The organism is Streptomyces sp. NPDC102259 (assembly GCF_044766465.1).
In the GTDB taxonomy this organism is placed as follows: domain Bacteria; phylum Actinomycetota; class Actinomycetes; order Streptomycetales; family Streptomycetaceae; genus Streptomyces.
In genome coordinates, this window is record NZ_JBIWMA010000006.1 from 324374 (window position 1) to 339721 (window position 15348).

The 15348-nt window shown below is 72.2% G+C and carries 15 protein-coding genes; 8 read left to right on the forward strand and 7 right to left on the reverse strand.

Annotation, left to right across the window (positions count from 1 at the left end):
- Nucleotides 1-48: 48 nt before the first annotated feature.
- The 5 genes from ACIRPU_RS17900 to paaA are packed head-to-tail and all read right to left on the reverse strand — an operon-like array spanning nucleotide 49 to nucleotide 3716.
- Nucleotides 49-1110: a 2Fe-2S iron-sulfur cluster-binding protein gene (locus ACIRPU_RS17900; RefSeq protein ID WP_403867844.1), complete on the reverse strand. Its 1062-nt coding sequence runs from the start codon at nucleotides 1108-1110 to the stop codon at nucleotides 49-51.
- Nucleotides 1110-1706: a 1,2-phenylacetyl-CoA epoxidase subunit PaaD gene (gene paaD / locus ACIRPU_RS17905; RefSeq protein ID WP_403867847.1), complete on the reverse strand. Its 597-nt coding sequence runs from the start codon at nucleotides 1704-1706 to the stop codon at nucleotides 1110-1112. Before paaD ends, ACIRPU_RS17900 begins: the two co-directional genes overlap by 1 nt.
- Nucleotides 1700-2422 (reverse strand): 1,2-phenylacetyl-CoA epoxidase subunit PaaC, encoded by a 723-nt coding sequence (paaC, locus tag ACIRPU_RS17910; protein WP_403867850.1) that lies wholly within the window; start codon nucleotides 2420-2422, stop codon nucleotides 1700-1702. Before paaC ends, paaD begins: the two co-directional genes overlap by 7 nt.
- Nucleotides 2419-2706: a 1,2-phenylacetyl-CoA epoxidase subunit PaaB gene (paaB, locus tag ACIRPU_RS17915; RefSeq protein WP_054242083.1), complete on the reverse strand. Its 288-nt coding sequence runs from the start codon at nucleotides 2704-2706 to the stop codon at nucleotides 2419-2421. Before paaB ends, paaC begins: the two co-directional genes overlap by 4 nt.
- On the reverse strand, nucleotides 2703-3716 hold the full coding sequence (paaA, locus tag ACIRPU_RS17920) for a 1,2-phenylacetyl-CoA epoxidase subunit PaaA (RefSeq protein ID WP_403867853.1): 1014 nt from the start codon (nucleotides 3714-3716) through the stop codon (nucleotides 2703-2705). The genes paaB and paaA overlap by 4 nt, the downstream gene beginning before the upstream one ends.
- Before the next feature lie 284 nt (nucleotides 3717-4000).
- Between paaA and ACIRPU_RS17925 the strand changes: the two genes are divergently transcribed.
- The 3 genes from ACIRPU_RS17925 to ACIRPU_RS17935 are packed head-to-tail and all read left to right on the forward strand — an operon-like array spanning nucleotide 4001 to nucleotide 7007.
- Nucleotides 4001-5023: a DUF5819 family protein gene (locus ACIRPU_RS17925; RefSeq protein ID WP_403867856.1), complete on the forward strand. Its 1023-nt coding sequence runs from the start codon at nucleotides 4001-4003 to the stop codon at nucleotides 5021-5023.
- A complete protein-coding gene (locus tag ACIRPU_RS17930; protein ID WP_403867859.1) occupies nucleotides 5020-6234 on the forward strand; it encodes an HTTM domain-containing protein in 1215 nt (404 codons plus the stop codon). Before ACIRPU_RS17925 ends, ACIRPU_RS17930 begins: the two co-directional genes overlap by 4 nt.
- Complete coding sequence (locus ACIRPU_RS17935; RefSeq protein WP_403867862.1) at nucleotides 6231-7007, forward strand: TrmH family RNA methyltransferase; 777 nt, start codon at nucleotides 6231-6233, stop codon at nucleotides 7005-7007. Before ACIRPU_RS17930 ends, ACIRPU_RS17935 begins: the two co-directional genes overlap by 4 nt.
- A gap of 36 nt (nucleotides 7008-7043) precedes the next feature.
- On the opposite strand, the gene paaN is transcribed toward ACIRPU_RS17935, so the two are convergent.
- Nucleotides 7044-8753, reverse strand: a complete 1710-nt coding sequence (paaN, locus tag ACIRPU_RS17940; protein WP_403867865.1) for a phenylacetic acid degradation protein PaaN — start codon at nucleotides 8751-8753, stop codon at nucleotides 7044-7046.
- 159 nt (nucleotides 8754-8912) lie between these two features.
- Between paaN and ACIRPU_RS17945 the strand changes: the two genes are divergently transcribed.
- On the forward strand, nucleotides 8913-10436 hold the full coding sequence (locus ACIRPU_RS17945) for a 3-hydroxyacyl-CoA dehydrogenase (protein WP_384118130.1): 1524 nt from the start codon (nucleotides 8913-8915) through the stop codon (nucleotides 10434-10436).
- Entirely contained in the window at nucleotides 10433-11023 is a 591-nt protein-coding gene (locus ACIRPU_RS17950; protein WP_355707915.1) for a TetR/AcrR family transcriptional regulator, read from the forward strand. Before ACIRPU_RS17945 ends, ACIRPU_RS17950 begins: the two co-directional genes overlap by 4 nt.
- A 13-nt stretch (nucleotides 11024-11036) precedes the next feature.
- Here the strand turns inward: ACIRPU_RS17950 and ACIRPU_RS17955 are convergent, their stop codons facing one another.
- Nucleotides 11037-11612, reverse strand: a complete 576-nt coding sequence (locus ACIRPU_RS17955) for an Lrp/AsnC family transcriptional regulator (RefSeq protein ID WP_403867868.1) — start codon at nucleotides 11610-11612, stop codon at nucleotides 11037-11039.
- A gap of 178 nt (nucleotides 11613-11790) precedes the next feature.
- On the opposite strand from ACIRPU_RS17955, the gene pdhA reads away from it, so the two are divergent.
- The 3 genes from pdhA to ACIRPU_RS17970 are packed head-to-tail and all read left to right on the forward strand — an operon-like array spanning nucleotide 11791 to nucleotide 15298.
- Nucleotides 11791-12936 carry a pyruvate dehydrogenase (acetyl-transferring) E1 component subunit alpha gene (gene pdhA, locus ACIRPU_RS17960; protein WP_403867871.1) on the forward strand — a complete coding sequence of 382 codons (1146 nt, stop codon included), beginning with the start codon at nucleotides 11791-11793 and terminating at the stop codon, nucleotides 12934-12936.
- Nucleotides 12933-13937, forward strand: a complete 1005-nt coding sequence (locus ACIRPU_RS17965) for an alpha-ketoacid dehydrogenase subunit beta (RefSeq protein ID WP_355707909.1) — start codon at nucleotides 12933-12935, stop codon at nucleotides 13935-13937. The genes pdhA and ACIRPU_RS17965 overlap by 4 nt, the downstream gene beginning before the upstream one ends.
- The gene (locus ACIRPU_RS17970) at nucleotides 13937-15298 is read left to right on the forward strand and encodes a dihydrolipoamide acetyltransferase family protein (RefSeq protein ID WP_403867874.1); all 1362 of its coding nucleotides are present in this window, start codon (nucleotides 13937-13939) and stop codon (nucleotides 15296-15298) included. The genes ACIRPU_RS17965 and ACIRPU_RS17970 overlap by 1 nt, the downstream gene beginning before the upstream one ends.
- The last annotated feature ends 50 nt before the right edge of the window (nucleotides 15299-15348 follow it).

Sequence of the window (15348 nt, forward strand, 5' to 3'; positions counted from 1 at the left end):
GTGAAGCGGAAAGGCGGTAAGGGGCGGGCGCCCCTCGCCGCGCGCTCCTCACCGGTCGAAGTCCACCTCCACCGCCTCCGTCAGCGGATGCGACTGGCAGGCCAGCACATACCCCGAGTCCGTCTCCTCCGGTTCCAGCGCGAAGTTGCGGTCCATGCGCACCTCGCCGGAGACCAGGAAGGCCCGGCAGGTCCCGCAGACCCCGCCCTTGCAGGCGTAGGGCGCGTCCGGCCGGTTGCGCAGCACCGTCTCCAGGACCGACTCCCCGTCCCGCACGGGCCAGCTGCCGCCCCGGCCGTCGAGCCGGGCGGTCACGGTGCTGTGTGCCGGTGCCGCCACGCGCGCCGGGGGCGCCGTGACCTCCACGTGGAAGATCTCCTCGTGAATCCGGGATCGCGCGACCCCGATCTCCCGCAGCGCCTGCTCCGCGCCCTGGACGAGTCCGAACGGCCCGCACAGGAACCACCCCGCCACCTCTGTCACCGGCAGCAGCGACGGCAGCAGCCCGGTCAGCCGCTCCCGGTCCAGCCGCCCGGACGGCAGCCCGGCCTGCTGCTCCTCGCGGGAGAGCACGGTGACGAGCTGGAACCGCTCGGGGTACCTGTCCTTGAGGTCGGCGACCTCCTCCAGGAACATCGTCGAGGCGGCCGTCCGGTCGCTGCGGATGAGGCAGAACCGGGCCGCGGGCTCGCGGGCCAGCAGCGTCGAGACGATCGACAGCACCGGAGTGATCCCGCTGCCGCCGACGACCGCCGCGTACCGGCCGGGCGCTGGGGCGAGGGTGAACCGGCCGGCCGGCGTCATCACGTCCAGCTCGTCGCCGACGGCGATCTCCTTCAGCGCGTACGTCGAGAAGGCCCCGCCCTCGACCAGCCGTACGCCCACCCGCAGCGTGCGGGGCCCCGCGCCGTCGGGACCGGGCGCGGGCGAGCAGATCGAGTACGTCCGCCTGACCTCGGTCCCGTCGACCACGCGGCGCAGGGCGAGATGCTGGCCGGGCGCGTGCCGGTACTCCTCGCGCAGCGCGTCGGGGACCGTGAGGGTGAGGGTGACGGAGTCGTCGGTGAGGTGGTCCACCGCGGCCACCTGGAGCGGGTGGAAGCGGGCCATCACAACTCCTTGAAGTGGTCGAAGGGTTCACGGCAGGCGAGGCAGCGCCGCAGCGCCTTGCAGGCGGTGGAGGAGAAGCGGCTGAGCAGCTCGGTGTCGGCGGAGCCGCAGTGCGGGCAGCGGATCGGCTCCATGGCCCCGCCCGTGGCCGCGTACGCCCCTGTTCCGGTCACCGTCCCGGTCGTAGTCCCGGTGGCCGCGGGCTTCGGGGGGAGGGTCCGGGTGGGGCCCAGGGTGATGCCGACCGGTTCGGCTGTCGTCCGCACGCGTGGCGGTGCGATGCCGAACTCCCGGAGTTTGCGCCGCCCTTCGGCGGAGATGTCGTCGGTGGACCAGGCGGGGGACAGCACCGTGCGCACGGTGACCTCCCGCACCCCGTGGGCGTGCAGCGCCCGTTCGATGTCCAGGGACATCGCCTCCACCGCCGGACAGCCGGTGTAGGTGGGGGTCAGATCGACCTCTACGGCGTCCGCGTCGCGTACATGCACCGCGCGCAGCACGCCGAGCTCCCGAAGGGTGAGCACGGGCAGTTCGGGGTCGAGCACCGAACCGGCGACCTCGAGGAGTTCCGCCTCCAGCGGGGTGAGCGTCACCATGACGCGCCCGGGTGACTGCGGTGCAGGTGCTGCATCTCGGCGATCATCCGGCCGAAGGACTCGGTGTGCAGGCCCTCACGGCCCGCGCCCGCGCGCCAGGCTCCGGTGCGCGATCCCTCGGGCACGGCCAGGCCGGCCCGCCCCAGCACGCTCCGGACCGACTCCAGCCAGGCCGAGTCCAGCTCCGACCCGTCGAGGTCTAGGCCGTCCAGGGGGAGGAACATCTCCCCGGTGAACCGCCACAGTGCCGTGCAGGCCCGCTGCGTCCGCTCGTGGCTCTCCTCGGTGCCGTCGCCGAGCCGCAGCGTCCACTGTTCGGCGTGGTCGCGGTGGTAGGCGACCTCCTTGACCGCTTTCGCCGCCAGTCCCGCGAACGGGCCCTGCACGGCCGCCAGCCGCGCGTACAGAAGGTGCTGGTAGGTGGAGAAGTACAGCTGGCGGACGATGGTGTGGGCGAAGTCGCCGTTGGGCTGCTCGACCAACTGGAGGTTGCGGAAGGCGCGTTCCTCGCGCAGGTACGCCAACTCGTCCTCGTCGCCGACCATCGACAGCAGGATCCGGGCCTGGCCCAGCAGGTCGAGGGCGATGTTGGCGAGCGCGACCTCCTCCTCGAACACGGGCGCGTGGCCCATCCACTCCCCCAGGCGGTGGGAGAGCACCAGGGCGTCGTCGCCGAGGGCGAGTGCGGCGGTGTGGGTGTGCGTCGTCGTGGTCACAGGTGCTTCACCCCCTCCGGGATCTCGTAGAACGTCGGGTGCCGGTACGGCTTGTCGGCGGACGGTTCGAAGAACGGGTCCTTCTCGTCCGGCGAGGATGCCGTGATGGCGGAGGACGGCACGACCCAGATCGAGACGCCCTCGCCCCGCCGGGTGTACAGATCGCGCGCGTTGCGCAGGGCGAACTCGGCGTCCGGCGCGTGCAGGCTGCCGGCGTGGGTGTGGGAGAGGCCGCGCCGGGAGCGCACGAAGACCTCCCACAGGGGCCAGTCGGTGTTCGTCATGCCTGCTCCACTTCCGTCCCAGAGCTGTGTTTGGCCGCGTAGACGGCGGCCGCCTCTCGTACCCACGCGCCCTCGTCGTGTGCGCGCCTGCGTTGTGTCATCCGCTGCTCGTTGCAGGGGCCGTTGCCCTTGAGGACATCCTTGAACTCGGTCCAGTCGATGGCTCCGAAGTCGTGGTGTCCCCGCTCCTCGTTCCACTTGAGGTCCGGGTCGGGGAGCGTGAGGCCGAGCGAGGCCGCCTGGGGGACGCAGATGTCGACGAAGCGCCGGCGCAGTTCGTCGTTCGAGTGGCGCTTGATCTTCCAGGCCATCGACTGCGCGGAGTGCGCGGACTCGTCGTCGGGCGGGCCGAACATCATCAGCGACGGCCACCACCAGCGGTCGACCGCGTCCTGTGCCATCGCGTGCTGCTCCGGGGTGCCTTGGCTGAGGGCCAGCAGCAGCTCGTAACCCTGGCGCTGGTGGAAGGACTCCTCCTTGCAGACGCGGACCATCGCCCGGGCGTACGGGCCGTAGGAGCAGCGGCACAGGGGCACCTGGTTGGTGATCGCGGCGCCGTCCACCAGCCAGCCGATCGCGCCGACGTCCGCCCAGGTCAGCGTGGGGTAGTTGAAGATCGAGGAGTACTTCTGGCGGCCGGAGTGGAGCTTGTCGAGCAGCTCCTCGCGGCCGACGCCGAGGGTCTCGGCCGCGCTGTACAGATAGAGCCCGTGGCCCGCCTCGTCCTGCACCTTCGCCATGAGGATGGCCTTGCGGCGCAGGGAGGGCGCGCGGGTGATCCAGTTGGCCTCCGGCTGCATGCCGATGATCTCGGAGTGGGCGTGCTGGGCGATCTGGCGTACCAGCGTCGCGCGGTAGGCGTCGGGCATCCAGTCGCGTGGCTCGATGCGTTCGTCGGCGGCCACGGTGGCGTCGAAGACGCGCGCGTACGCCTCGTCGGAGCCGGTCGCTCTGTCCTGCCCGGCGTGCGGCTGTGTGCGGGCCGTCTGATGCGCGGCTGCTGTCGCCATGCGGTCCCCCTTGACCTTGGGCCTCGGCTCGGTGCCTCGGCCTCGGCTCTGCCCGAGCCTTCTCCCGACCGATCGTTCGGTCCGTGCGATTCCATGGTGGGACGGCCGTCGTAAGGTGTCAACCGCTGTGGATAACCTGCGGGCATCCCCTGTGGACAACCTGCCCCGGCCTTTCCCGGCCCGGGCGCCGCGGGGAGGGGGCTGCGCCGAACGGGTGAGGCTGAGTACCGTTCGCGATTGCGCGACGCAGCGCGAAGACGACCGGTATCGGGGAACGGGGCGGAATGGACGTGCACGACGGAGGGGCCGGCTCTCCAAAGGGGCCGAACACGTCAAGGGAAGCGGAGGCGGCGGCGGAGACGCCGCCCGCCCGGGACGCCGTTCCCCGCCCCCGAACCGAACTCTCGAGCCCCGAGCCCGCGGCCTCCCGGGCCGAAACCGCGGACTCCGGCCCTTCTCCCCAGGCCGAGCCTGCGGGCCAGGAGATTTCTCCCCGGGCTGAGCCCGCCGACTCGGAGGCTGTTCGTCGGGCCGAGCGCGCCGATCTCGTCGGTGATCCCGGGAGCGATCCCGCAGGCGACTCCGTCGATGGTCCCGGGAGCGATCCCGTCGCTGACCCCGCCGCCGGGCACGTGAGTGAGCCTCGGCGGACGGGAGCGCGTACCGGTGTGGCCGCCCTCTCCCCCCGCTACCAGGTCGGCGCCGCACTGGCACTGGCCGTCGTCGCGGTGACCGTCTGCATGCACGTCGGGATGGTGTTCCTGCACATCGCCCCGTCGAACACCGTCACCAAGGCGCACGGCAAGGCGATCGACGACTGGATATACCCCGAGTTCGAGCAGAACTGGAAGCTCTTCGCGCCGAACCCGCTTCAGCAGAACATCGCGGTCCAGGTCCGGGCCCAGGTCCGTAGCGCGGACGGCGGGTCCCGGACCACCGGCTGGTACGACCTGTCCGCGCAGGACGGCCGGGCCATCGACGGCAATCTGGTGCCGAGCCACACCCAACAGAACGAGCTGCGCCGGGCCTGGGACTTCTTCACCGCCACGCACGACAACGGCAACCGCCCCGTCGGCCTGCGCGGGGCCCTCTCCGAGACGTACCTGCGCCGCATCGTGGTGCTCCGTCTGGACCGCGGCGGCGCGGCCGGTGACGGCGGTGTCGTCGAGCGCGTCCAGGTCCGTTCGCAGACCACCAACGTGACCCCGCCGAAGTGGAGCACCGAGAAGGTGTCGACGAGCCCGGTGTACCGCGAGTTGTCCTGGTGGTCGGTGCCGGACGGCGAGACCGAGGGAGGCACGAGGTGAACCGGATCTCCCTGAAGGTGTCCGCCGCCATCGCCCGCGTCACCGGGTCGGCGCTCGCGCCGTACCAGAGCGCCGTGGTCCGGATCGGCTTCAGCGTCACCTGGCTGCTGTTCCTGCTGCGCGAATTCCCCCACCGCCAGGAGCTCTACGGCCCCGACGGCCCCTGGGACTGGGAGTTGGCCCGGCAGTTGATCGACACCAACGGCGCGTTCTCGGCCCTGATGTGGTCGGACGGACGGGGCTGGTTCGAGGCGGTGTACCTGCTCGCGCTGCTCTCCGCCGCGCTGCTGCTCCTCGGCTGGCGCACCCGCGCGATGTCGGTGCTGTTCATGGTCGGCGTGCTGTCGCTCCAGAACCGCAGTGTCTTCATGGGGGACGGCGGGGACAACGTCCTGCACCTGATGTCGATCTACCTGGTGTTCGTGCGGTGCGGCCGGGTGTGGTCGCTGGACGCGCGGCGGGCACGGCTCGCGCACGAGGCACGCGCGCGTGGGGAGCGGGTCACGGACCGAGTGGGCCCCGTCCTGTGGGTCGTGTCCGGGTTCGTCCTGGTCACGGTGACCGTGGCCGGCCGTTTCCACAGCGACTGGGTCGTTCCGGCGCTCCTGTGGGCGGCCTGGGCCGTGCAGGGCCTGTGGTGGGCCGTCGGCCGCCGCACGAAGTCGGCGGAGCCCCGGATCCTGCTCGACGTGATCGGCAACATCCTGCACAACGGCGCCCTGGTCGTGATCATGGCCGAGGCCTGTCTGATCTACGCGACGGCCGGCTGGTACAAGATCCAGGGTTCGCGCTGGCAGGACGGCACCGCCGCGTACTACCCCCTGCACCTGGACTACTTCTCGCCCTGGCCCGCGCTCGCCGATCTGCTGGCCGGCAGCGGCACGATGGTTCTGCTGGCCACCTACGGGACCGTCATCGTGCAGGTCGCCTTCCCGTTCACGCTCGCTAACCGGCGGCTGAAGAACGTCCTGCTGGCCCTGATGATGACGGAGCACGCGGTGATCGCCGTGCTGCTCGGGCTGCCGTTCTTCTCGCTGGCGATGATCGCGACGGACGCCGTCTTCCTGCCGACCACCTTCCTGCACCGGGTGGGCGGATGGGCGGCACGCGCGCGTGCCGGGATGTTCCCCGACTACGGTCGTACGGCCGCCCGGGAGGAGCCGCGGGGCGAGGAGGAGCCCGAGCACACCCGCGTAGGGTTCACGGCATGACCGATCGCGTGACCGCCGGCTCCGATCCGCTCGGCCGGTGGCGCCGGCTCGCCGACGCCTCCGTCCTGCTCGACGGCTTCCACGCCCTCAAGCACGCCGTGCGCTTCGGAGCCGAGGTCCCGGTGGCGGTCACCGCCGACCGGCGGGCGACGCTCGCCCTCGCCGACGAACTCGCCCCGGACGTGCGCGACGCGCTGGACGCGCTGCTGACGGAGGTCCCGGAAGCGACGTACGCCTCCCTGGTGCCGCGCCCGCATCCCACCGCGGTCGCCGCCCTGGCCGTACGGCCCTCGCGCGAGGCCAACCTGGAGCGGCTGGGGCACGCGCCCCGCGCGACTCCCGTCGTGGTCCTGGACAACCCGCGCAACCTCGGCAACGCGGGCGCGGTGATCCGGCTGGCCGCCGGTTTCGGGGCCACCGGGGTGGTCACCACCGGCACGCTCGACCCCTGGCATCCGACCGTGGTGCGGGGCGGGGCGGGGCTGCACTTCGCGACCGCCGTGGAGCGGCTGGCCGTCGACGAGCTGCCGGCCGGCCCGGTGTTCGCCCTCGACCCGGAGGGGGACGACCTGCGGGGCGTCAAGCTGCCGGACGACGCCCTTCTGGCCTTCGGCTCGGAGCGCAGCGGGCTCTCGGCCGAGCTGCGCGCGCGGGCCGACCACCTTCTCGCCCTGCCGATGCGCCCCCAGGTCTCCAGCTACAACCTCGCGACCAGTGTGGCCATGACGCTGTACCACTGGAGTGCCACCGGGGGCGCACCGCACGTCCCGTAGACGTCGGGACGTCGGGACGTCGAGATGCCCGGACGCCTAGGCGTCCCTGCGGACCTCCACCACCCGGAAGCGGTTCGCGACGAAGGCGCCGTCGGTGAGGGCGGCGTTGGCCGCCGGGTTGCCGCCCGAGCCGTGGAAGTCGGAGAACGCGGCCGTCTGGTTGACGTAGACGCCGCCGGTGAGGTTGAGGGACAGCTGGGCGGCCTCCTCCAGGCAGACCTCCTCGATCGCCTGCTCGACCTCTGGGTCGGTGGTGTACGCGCCGACCGTCATCGCGCCCTTCTCGCGCACCGTGCGCCGCAGCAGGGCGACCGCGTCGGCCGCGGAGTCGACGGCGACGGCGAAGGAGACCGGGCCGAAGCACTCGCCCATGTAGGCGGCCTCGTCGTCCGCCCCTTCCCAGTACTTCCGCGCCCCGTCGAGCTTGACGAGCACCGGGGTGCGCACGATCGCGTCCGGGAACTCCGGGTTGCTCACCTCGCGGGAGGCGAGGGCGACCTCTCCGAGGCCCGCGGCGGCCTCCAGGCGGGCCTTGACGTCCGGATTGACGATCGCGCCGAGCAGCGCGTTCGCGCGCGCGTCGTCGCCGAGCAGGCCGTCGACCGAGCGGGCGAGGTCGGCGACGACCTCGTCGAAGGTCTTCGCGCCGTCGTCGGTGCGGATGCCGTCGCGGGGGATCAGCAGGTTCTGCGGGGTCGTGCACATCTGGCCGCTGTACAGCGAGAGCGAGAACGCCAGGTTGGCGAGCATGCCCTTGTAGTTCGCCGTGGACTCCACGACCACCGTGTTGACGCCGGCCTTCTCGGTGTAGACCTGCGCCTGGCGGGCGTTGGCCTCCAGCCAGTCGCCGAAGGCGGTCGAGCCGGTGTAGTCGACGATCCTGATCTCGGGGCGGGTGGCCAGGGTCTTGGCGATGCCCTCGCCGGGGCGCTCGGCGGCCAGCGCGACCAGGTTCGGGTCGAAGCCCGCCTCGGCGAGCACCTCGCGGGCGACGCCCACGGTCAGCGCGAGCGGCAGCACCGCGCGCGGGTGGGGCTTGACCAGGACCGCGTTGCCGGTGGCCAGGGAGGCGAACAGGCCCGGGTAGCCGTTCCACGTCGGGAAGGTGTTGCAGCCGATGAGCAGCGCGATCCCGCGCGGGACCGCGGTGAAGCTCTTGGTCATCGCGAGCGGGTCGCGCTTGCCCTGGGGCTTGCTCCACTCCGCCGTGCCGGGCGTGCGGACCTGCTCCGCGTACGCGTACGCCACCGCCTCCAGGCCGCGGTCCTGTGCGTGCGGGCCGCCCGCCTGGAACGCCATCATGAAGGCCTGGCCGGAGGTGTGCATGACCGCGTGCGCGAACTCGTGCGTCCGGTCGCTGATCCGCTTGAGGATCTCCAGACAGACCACCGCGCGCACTTCCGGGCCCGCGTCCCGCCAGGCGCCCTGTCCGGCGCGCATGGCGGGCAGCAGCGTGTCCACGTCCGCGTGCGGGTAGGTCACGCCCAGTTCGACGCCGTACGGCGAGACCTCGCCGCCCACCCAGTCGTCGGTGCCGGGCTGGCCGAGGTCGAGGCGGGTGTGCAGCACGGCGTCGAAGGCGGCCTTGCCGGCCGCGGCGTCCAGACTGCCGTTCTCCCCGTAGGCCTTGGGGTGTTCCGGGTGCGGGGACCAGTACGCGCGGGTGCGGATCGCTTCCAGGGCCTGGTCGAGGGTGGGCCGGTGCTGGGCGATCAGAGCGTGCGCGGTCGGTTCGGCGGCGGCCATGCGGGACCAACTCCTCGTCTTGAGAACTCTCCGTCGAGCTCATGACCTGGCGGAAACCTGGGCAGGATCAGCCAGTCAGGGTTAGAGTAACCGAACGATCGGTCGGGACAAGGGGGCCTGCCGCATCTGTGGAAAACCCAGTGCGGGAGGATCGCGCACATGACAGCACTCGACCTCAGCAGCCCCGTGGCCGTCGTCGGCACCGGCACCATGGGCCAGGGCATCGCCCAGGTCGCGCTCGTCGCCGGTCACCCGGTGCGGCTGTACGACACCGTGCCCGGCCGCGCCCACGAGGCGGCCGCCGCGATCGGCGCCCGCCTGGACCGGCTCGTCGAGAAGGACCGCCTCGCCGCCACCGACCGGGACGAGGCACGTGCCCGCCTGTGGCCCGCGGAGAGCCTCACCGACCTCGCCGACTGCTCCCTGGTCGTCGAGGCCGTGGTGGAGCTGCTGGAGGCCAAGCAGGAGCTGTTCCGGCAACTGGAGGACGTCGTCGGCGAGGACTGTCTGCTCGCCACCAACACCTCGTCCCTGTCGGTGACCGCCGTCGGGGGCGCACTGCGCAACCCGGGCCGCCTGGTCGGCCTGCACTTCTTCAACCCCGCTCCGCTGCTGCCGCTGGTCGAGGTCGTCTCCGGGTACGCCACCGACGTCACGTCGGCCACGCGCGCGTACGAGACCGCCCGCTCCTGGGGGAAGACGCCGGTCGCCTGCGCCGACACCCCCGGCTTCATCGTCAACCGCATCGCGCGGCCCTTCTACGCCGAGGCGTTCGCCGTCTACGAGGCGCAGGGCGCCGACCCGGCCACCATCGACGCGATCCTGCGCGAGTCGGGCGGCTTCAAGATGGGCGCCTTCGAGCTGACCGACCTGATCGGACAGGACGTCAACGAGTCGGTCACGCACTCCGTGTGGCGGTCCTTCTTCCAGGACGTGCGCTTCACGCCCTCGCTCGCCCAGCGCCGCCTGGTCGAGTCGGGCCGTCTCGGCCGCAAGACCGGCCAGGGCTGGTACGACTACTCCGCCGGGACCGGGGCCGCGGAGGCGGCCGAACCGCACACCGCGGAGAAGGCCCAGCCGCCCGCGTACGTCGTCACCGAGGGCAACCTGGGCCCCGCCTCCGAACTGCTCGCGCTGATCCGCGAGGCGGGCATCCAGGTGCGCGAGGAGGAAGAGGACCACGGCACCCGCCTGGTGCTGCCCGGCGGCGGCCAGCTCGCCCTCGCCGACGGTCAGACCTCCGTGGAGTTCCGGGACGTCGTCTACTTCGACCTCGCCCTGGACTACCGCAAGGCCACCCGCATCGCCCTGTCCGCCTCCCAGGACACCTCCACGCAGACGATGTCCGAGGCGATCGGCCTGTTCCAGGCGCTCGGCAAGGACGTCAGCGTCATCGGTGACGTCCCGGGCATGATCGTCGCCCGTACGGTCGCGCGGATCGTCGACCTCGCGCACGACGCCGTGGCCAAGGGCGTGGCCACCGAGGAGGACATCGACACCGCGATGCGCCTGGGCGTGAACTACCCCCTCGGCCCCTTCGAGTGGAGCCGCCGGCTGGGCCGTACCTGGGCCTGCTCCCTCCTGGACGACCTGCACGAGCGCGACCCCTCGGGCCGCTACGCGCCGTCCCTCGCGCTCTACCGGCACTCCTACGCCACCGAGAAGCGGGAGGGCGCCTCGTGACCACCGCCAAGCGCGACACGTACACCCCGGAGACCCTGCTCTCCGTCGCCGTCCAGATCTTCAACGAACGCGGTTACGACGGCACCTCCATGGAGCACCTCTCCAAGGCGGCCGGCATCTCCAAGTCGTCGATCTACCACCACGTCGCCGGCAAGGAGGAACTGCTGCGGCGGGCCGTCAGCCGGGCCCTGGACGGCCTCTTCGGGATCCTCGACGAGGAGCACGCGCGCGTGGGGCACGCCTCGGAGCGCCTGGAGTACGTCGTGCGGCGCATGGTCGAGGTGCTCATCGGCGAACTGCCGTACGTGACACTGCTGCTGCGCGTGCGCGGCAACACCGACACCGAGCGGTGGGCCCTGGAGCGGCGCCGCGACTTCGACCACCGGGTCGCCGAACTGCTGAAGGCGGCCGCCGCCGAAGGGGACATACGCGCCGACATCGAGGTACGGCTCGCGACCCGGCTGGTCTTCGGGATGATCAACTCGATCGTCGAGTGGTACCGGCCGGGCGGCCGCGGGATGGTCGAGAGCGAGGTCGCCGACGCCGTCGTGCGGCTGGTCCTCGAGGGGCTGCGCACGGCCCCGTAGGGCTTCCTTGCGCTCACCCCTGGGGCTCCAGGTCCTCCTCCTCGAACACCAGCAGCGTGCGCGTGCTGAGCACCTCGGGGATCGCCTGGAGCCGGGTGAGCACCACCTCGCGCAGCGCCCTGTTGTCCGGCGTGTGCACCAGGAGCAGGACGTCGAAATCGCCCCCGACCAGGGCGATGTGGGAGGCGCCGGGCAGCAGTCTGAGCTGCTCGCGCACCGTCCGCCAGGAGTTCTGCACGATCTTCAGCGTGATGTAGGCGCTCGTGCCCTGCCCGGCGCGCTCATGGTCGACACGGGCGCCGAAACCGCGGATGACGCCGTCCTCGATGAGCCGGTTGATCCGCGCGTAGGCGTTGGCGCGCGAGACGTGGACCCGCTCGGCGACCGACCGTATCGAGGCGCGGCCGTCCGCCTGGAGCATCTGGAGGATGTCCTGATCGATGGCGTCCAGCGGACGCGGTGGCGGCGGCGGGGCACCGCCCGGCGACGGGGGGCTGCTCGGCGACGGGGCACCGGTCGGTGGCGGAGGGTTGCCCGGCGGCGGCGCGGCGCCGTTCTCCGGCCCTTCGGCCATTTGTTCAGGTGCCATGTCCCCCTGCCTCCCTGCCATGGACGTACTGCATCCATCTCAGGTTGTGGAGAACCGTTTGTCCACAGCCTGAGGGGCCCTGTAGCCAAAATGTGCCGACGACCGAACAATCGGTAGGTGAGGCGCTCGTCACAACCGACGCGCCTCCCGTAGCCGCTCCCCACGAGGAGGTGCCGTCATGACGGTCATGGAACAGCGGGGCGCGTATCGGCCGACGCCGCCGCCGGCCTGGCAGCCCCGTACCGACCCCACGCCGCTGCTGCCCGACGCGGAGCCGTACCGCGTCCTCGGCACCGACGCGGCCGCACAGGCCGACCCGGAGCTGCTGCGCCGGCTGTACGCCCAGCTGGTGCGCGGCCGCCGCTACAACGTCCAGGCCACCGCTCTCACCAAGCAGGGCAGACTCGCCGTCTACCCGTCCAGCACCGGTCAGGAGGCCTGCGAGGTCGCCGCCGCGCTGGCCCTTCAGGAGCGGGACTGGCTCTTCCCCAGCTACCGCGACACCCTCGCCGTCATCGCGCGCGGTGTGGACCCCGTCGAGGCCCTCACCCTGCTGCGCGGCGACTGGCACACCGGCTACGACCCCTACGAGCACCGTGTGGCGCCCCTGAGCACCCCGCTCGCCACCCAGCTTCCGCACGCCGTGGGCCTCGCGCACGCCGCCCGTCTCAAGGGCGACGACGTGGTCGCGCTCGCCATGGTCGGCGACGGCGGCACCAGCGAGGGCGACTTCCACGAGGCGCTGAACTTCGCCGCCGTCTGGCAGGCCCCGGTCGTCTTCCTCGTGCAGAACAACGGCTTCGCGATCTCCGTGCCGCTCGCCAAGCAGACCGCCGCCCCCTCGCTGGCCCACAAGGCCGTCGGGTACGGCATGCCGGGCCGCCTGGTCGACGGCAACGACGCGGCCGCCGTGCACGAGGTGCTGACCGACGCCGTACGGCGCGCCCGCGAGGGCGGCGGCCCCACCCTCGTGGAGGCGGTGACCTACCGCATCGAGGCGCACACCAACGCCGACGACGCCACCCGCTACCGCGGCGACGCCGAGGTCGAGACCTGGCGCGAACACGACCCGATCCAGCTGCTGGAGCGCGAACTCACCGCGCGCGGGCTGCTCGACGAGGACGCGAAGCAGTCCGCGCGGGACGCCGCCGAGGAGATGGCCGCCGACCTGCGCGCCCGCATGAACCAGGACGCGGTCCTCGACCCCATGGAACTGTTCGCCCACGTGTACGCCGAACCCACCCCCCAACTGCGGGAACAGCAGGCCCTGCTGCGGGCGGAGCTCGAGGCCGAGCACGCCGACCAGGAGGGTACGCACCGATGACCACCGTCGCCCTCAAGCCCGCCACCATGGCGCAGGCCCTCACCCGCGCACTGCGGGACGCGATGGCCGCCGACCCGTCCGTGCACGTCCTGGGCGAGGACGTGGGCACCCTCGGCGGCGTCTTCCGGGTCACCGACGGGCTCGCCCGGGAGTTCGGCGAGGACCGCTGCACGGACACCCCGCTCGCCGAGGCGGGCATCCTCGGCACGGCCGTCGGCATGGCGATGTACGGACTGCGGCCGGTCGTGGAGATGCAGTTCGACGCCTTCGCCTACCCGGCGTTCGAGCAGCTCATCAGCCATGTCGCCCGTATGCGCAACCGCACCCGCGGCCGTATGCCCCTGCCGATCACCGTCCGGGTGCCCTACGGCGGCGGCATCGGGGGCGTCGAGCACCACAGCGACTCCTCCGAGGCGTACTACATGGCGACCCCGGGCCTGCACGTCGTCACGCCCGCCACGGTCGCCGACGCCTACGGGCTGCTGCGCGCCGCCATCGCCTCCGACGACCCGGTCGTCGTCCTCGAACCCAAGCGCCTGTACTGGTCCAAGGACGCCTGGAACCCGGAGGAACCGCAGAGTGTCGAACCGATCGGCCGCGCGGTGGTGCGGCGTCCGGGCCGGAGCGCCACACTGATCACCTACGGGCCGTCGGTGCCGGTCTGCCTCGAAGCCGCCGAGGCGGCGCGCGCCGAGGGCTGGGACCTCGAGGTCGTCGACCTGCGCTCCCTGGTGCCCTTCGACGACGAGACGGTCTGCGCCTCGGTGCGGCGGACCGGCCGCGCGGTCGTCGTCCATGAGTCGGGCTCCTTCGGCGGCCCGGGCGGGGAGATCGCGGCCCGCGTCACGGAGCGCTGCTTCCACCACCTGGAGGCACCGGTCCTGCGCGTCGCCGGGTTCGACCTCCCCTACCCGCCGCCGATGCTCGAGCGCCATCACCTGCCCGGCGTCGACCGCATCCTGGACGCCGTGGCGCGGTTGCAGTGGGAGGCGGACAACTGATGGCACAGGTGCTGGAGTTCAAGCTTCCCGACCTCGGGGAGGGACTCACCGAGGCGGAGATCGTCCGCTGGCTGGTCCAGGTCGGCGATGTCGTCGCCGTCGATCAGCCGGTCGTCGAGGTCGAGACGGCCAAGGCGATGGTCGAGGTGCCCTGCCCCTACGGCGGTGTGGTCACCGCCCGCTTCGGCGAGGAGGGCACCGAGCTGCCCGTCGGCGCCCCGCTGATCACGGTCGCGGTCGGCGCGCCGGTCTCCGGCGGCCCGGAGGTTCCCGCCAAGGGCGCCAAGGGCGCCGAGGGGTCGGGCAACGTGCTCGTCGGTTACGGCACCTCGGAGGCACCCGCGCGCAGGCGCCGGGTCCGGTCGGCGCGACCGGAACCCGCCGCCTCCGTAGCCGCCGCTTCAGTGGCCGCCGCGCCCGCCCCGGTTCTCCCGGCCGCCCCGGCTCTCCCGGGCGTCCCGGCCGGGGCGACCGACCGCTCCGCGGGCCCCGTCCCCGTGATCTCCCCCCTGGTGCGCAGACTCGCCCGGGAGAACAACCTGGACCTGCGGGAGCTCACGGGCTCCGGGCCCGAAGGGCTGATCCTGCGGGCGGACGTGGAGAAGGTGCTGCGGGGAGCCGTCCCCCGGGAACAGGTGGCACAGTCGCCGTCCGGGTCCTCCGCTCCCACCGGAAGCCGCCGCGTCCCCCTCAAGGGTGTGCGGGGCGCCGTCGCCGACAAGCTCTCCCGCAGCCGGCGCGAGATCCCCGACGCGACCTGCTGGGTGGACGCCGACGCGACGGAACTGATGCGGGCCCGGGCAGCGATGAACGCGTCCGGCGGGCCGAAGATCTCCCTCCTGGCCTTGCTCGCCCGTATCTGCACCGCCGCGCTGGCCCGCTTCCCGGAGCTCAACTCCACCGTCGACCTGGCGGCCCGCGAGGTCGTCCAGTTCGACCACGTCCACCTCGGCTTCGCCGCGCAGACCGAGCGGGGACTCGTCGTGCCCGTCGTCCGCGACGCGCACGCCCGGGACGCCGAGGGACTCACCGCGGAGTTCGCCCGGCTCACCGAGGCGGCCCGGGACGGCCGTCTCACCCCCGCCGACCTGACCGGCGGCACCTTCACCTTGAACAACTACGGGGTGTTCGGAGTCGACGGCTCCACGCCGATCATCAACCACCCCGAGGCGGCCATGCTCGGAGTCGGCCGCATCATCCCCAAGCCGTGGGTGCACGAGGGCGAGCTGGCGGTGCGCCAGGTCGTCCAGCTCTCACTCACCTTCGACCACCGGGTGTGCGACGGCGGAACGGCCGGCGGCTTCCTGCGCCATGTGGCGGACTGCGTGGAACAGCCGGCGGTGTTGTTGCGCACCCTGTGATTGCGGGCCTGCTCCGGTGATTCCCGCCTTTCCCGTGATCGGGCGGGCCC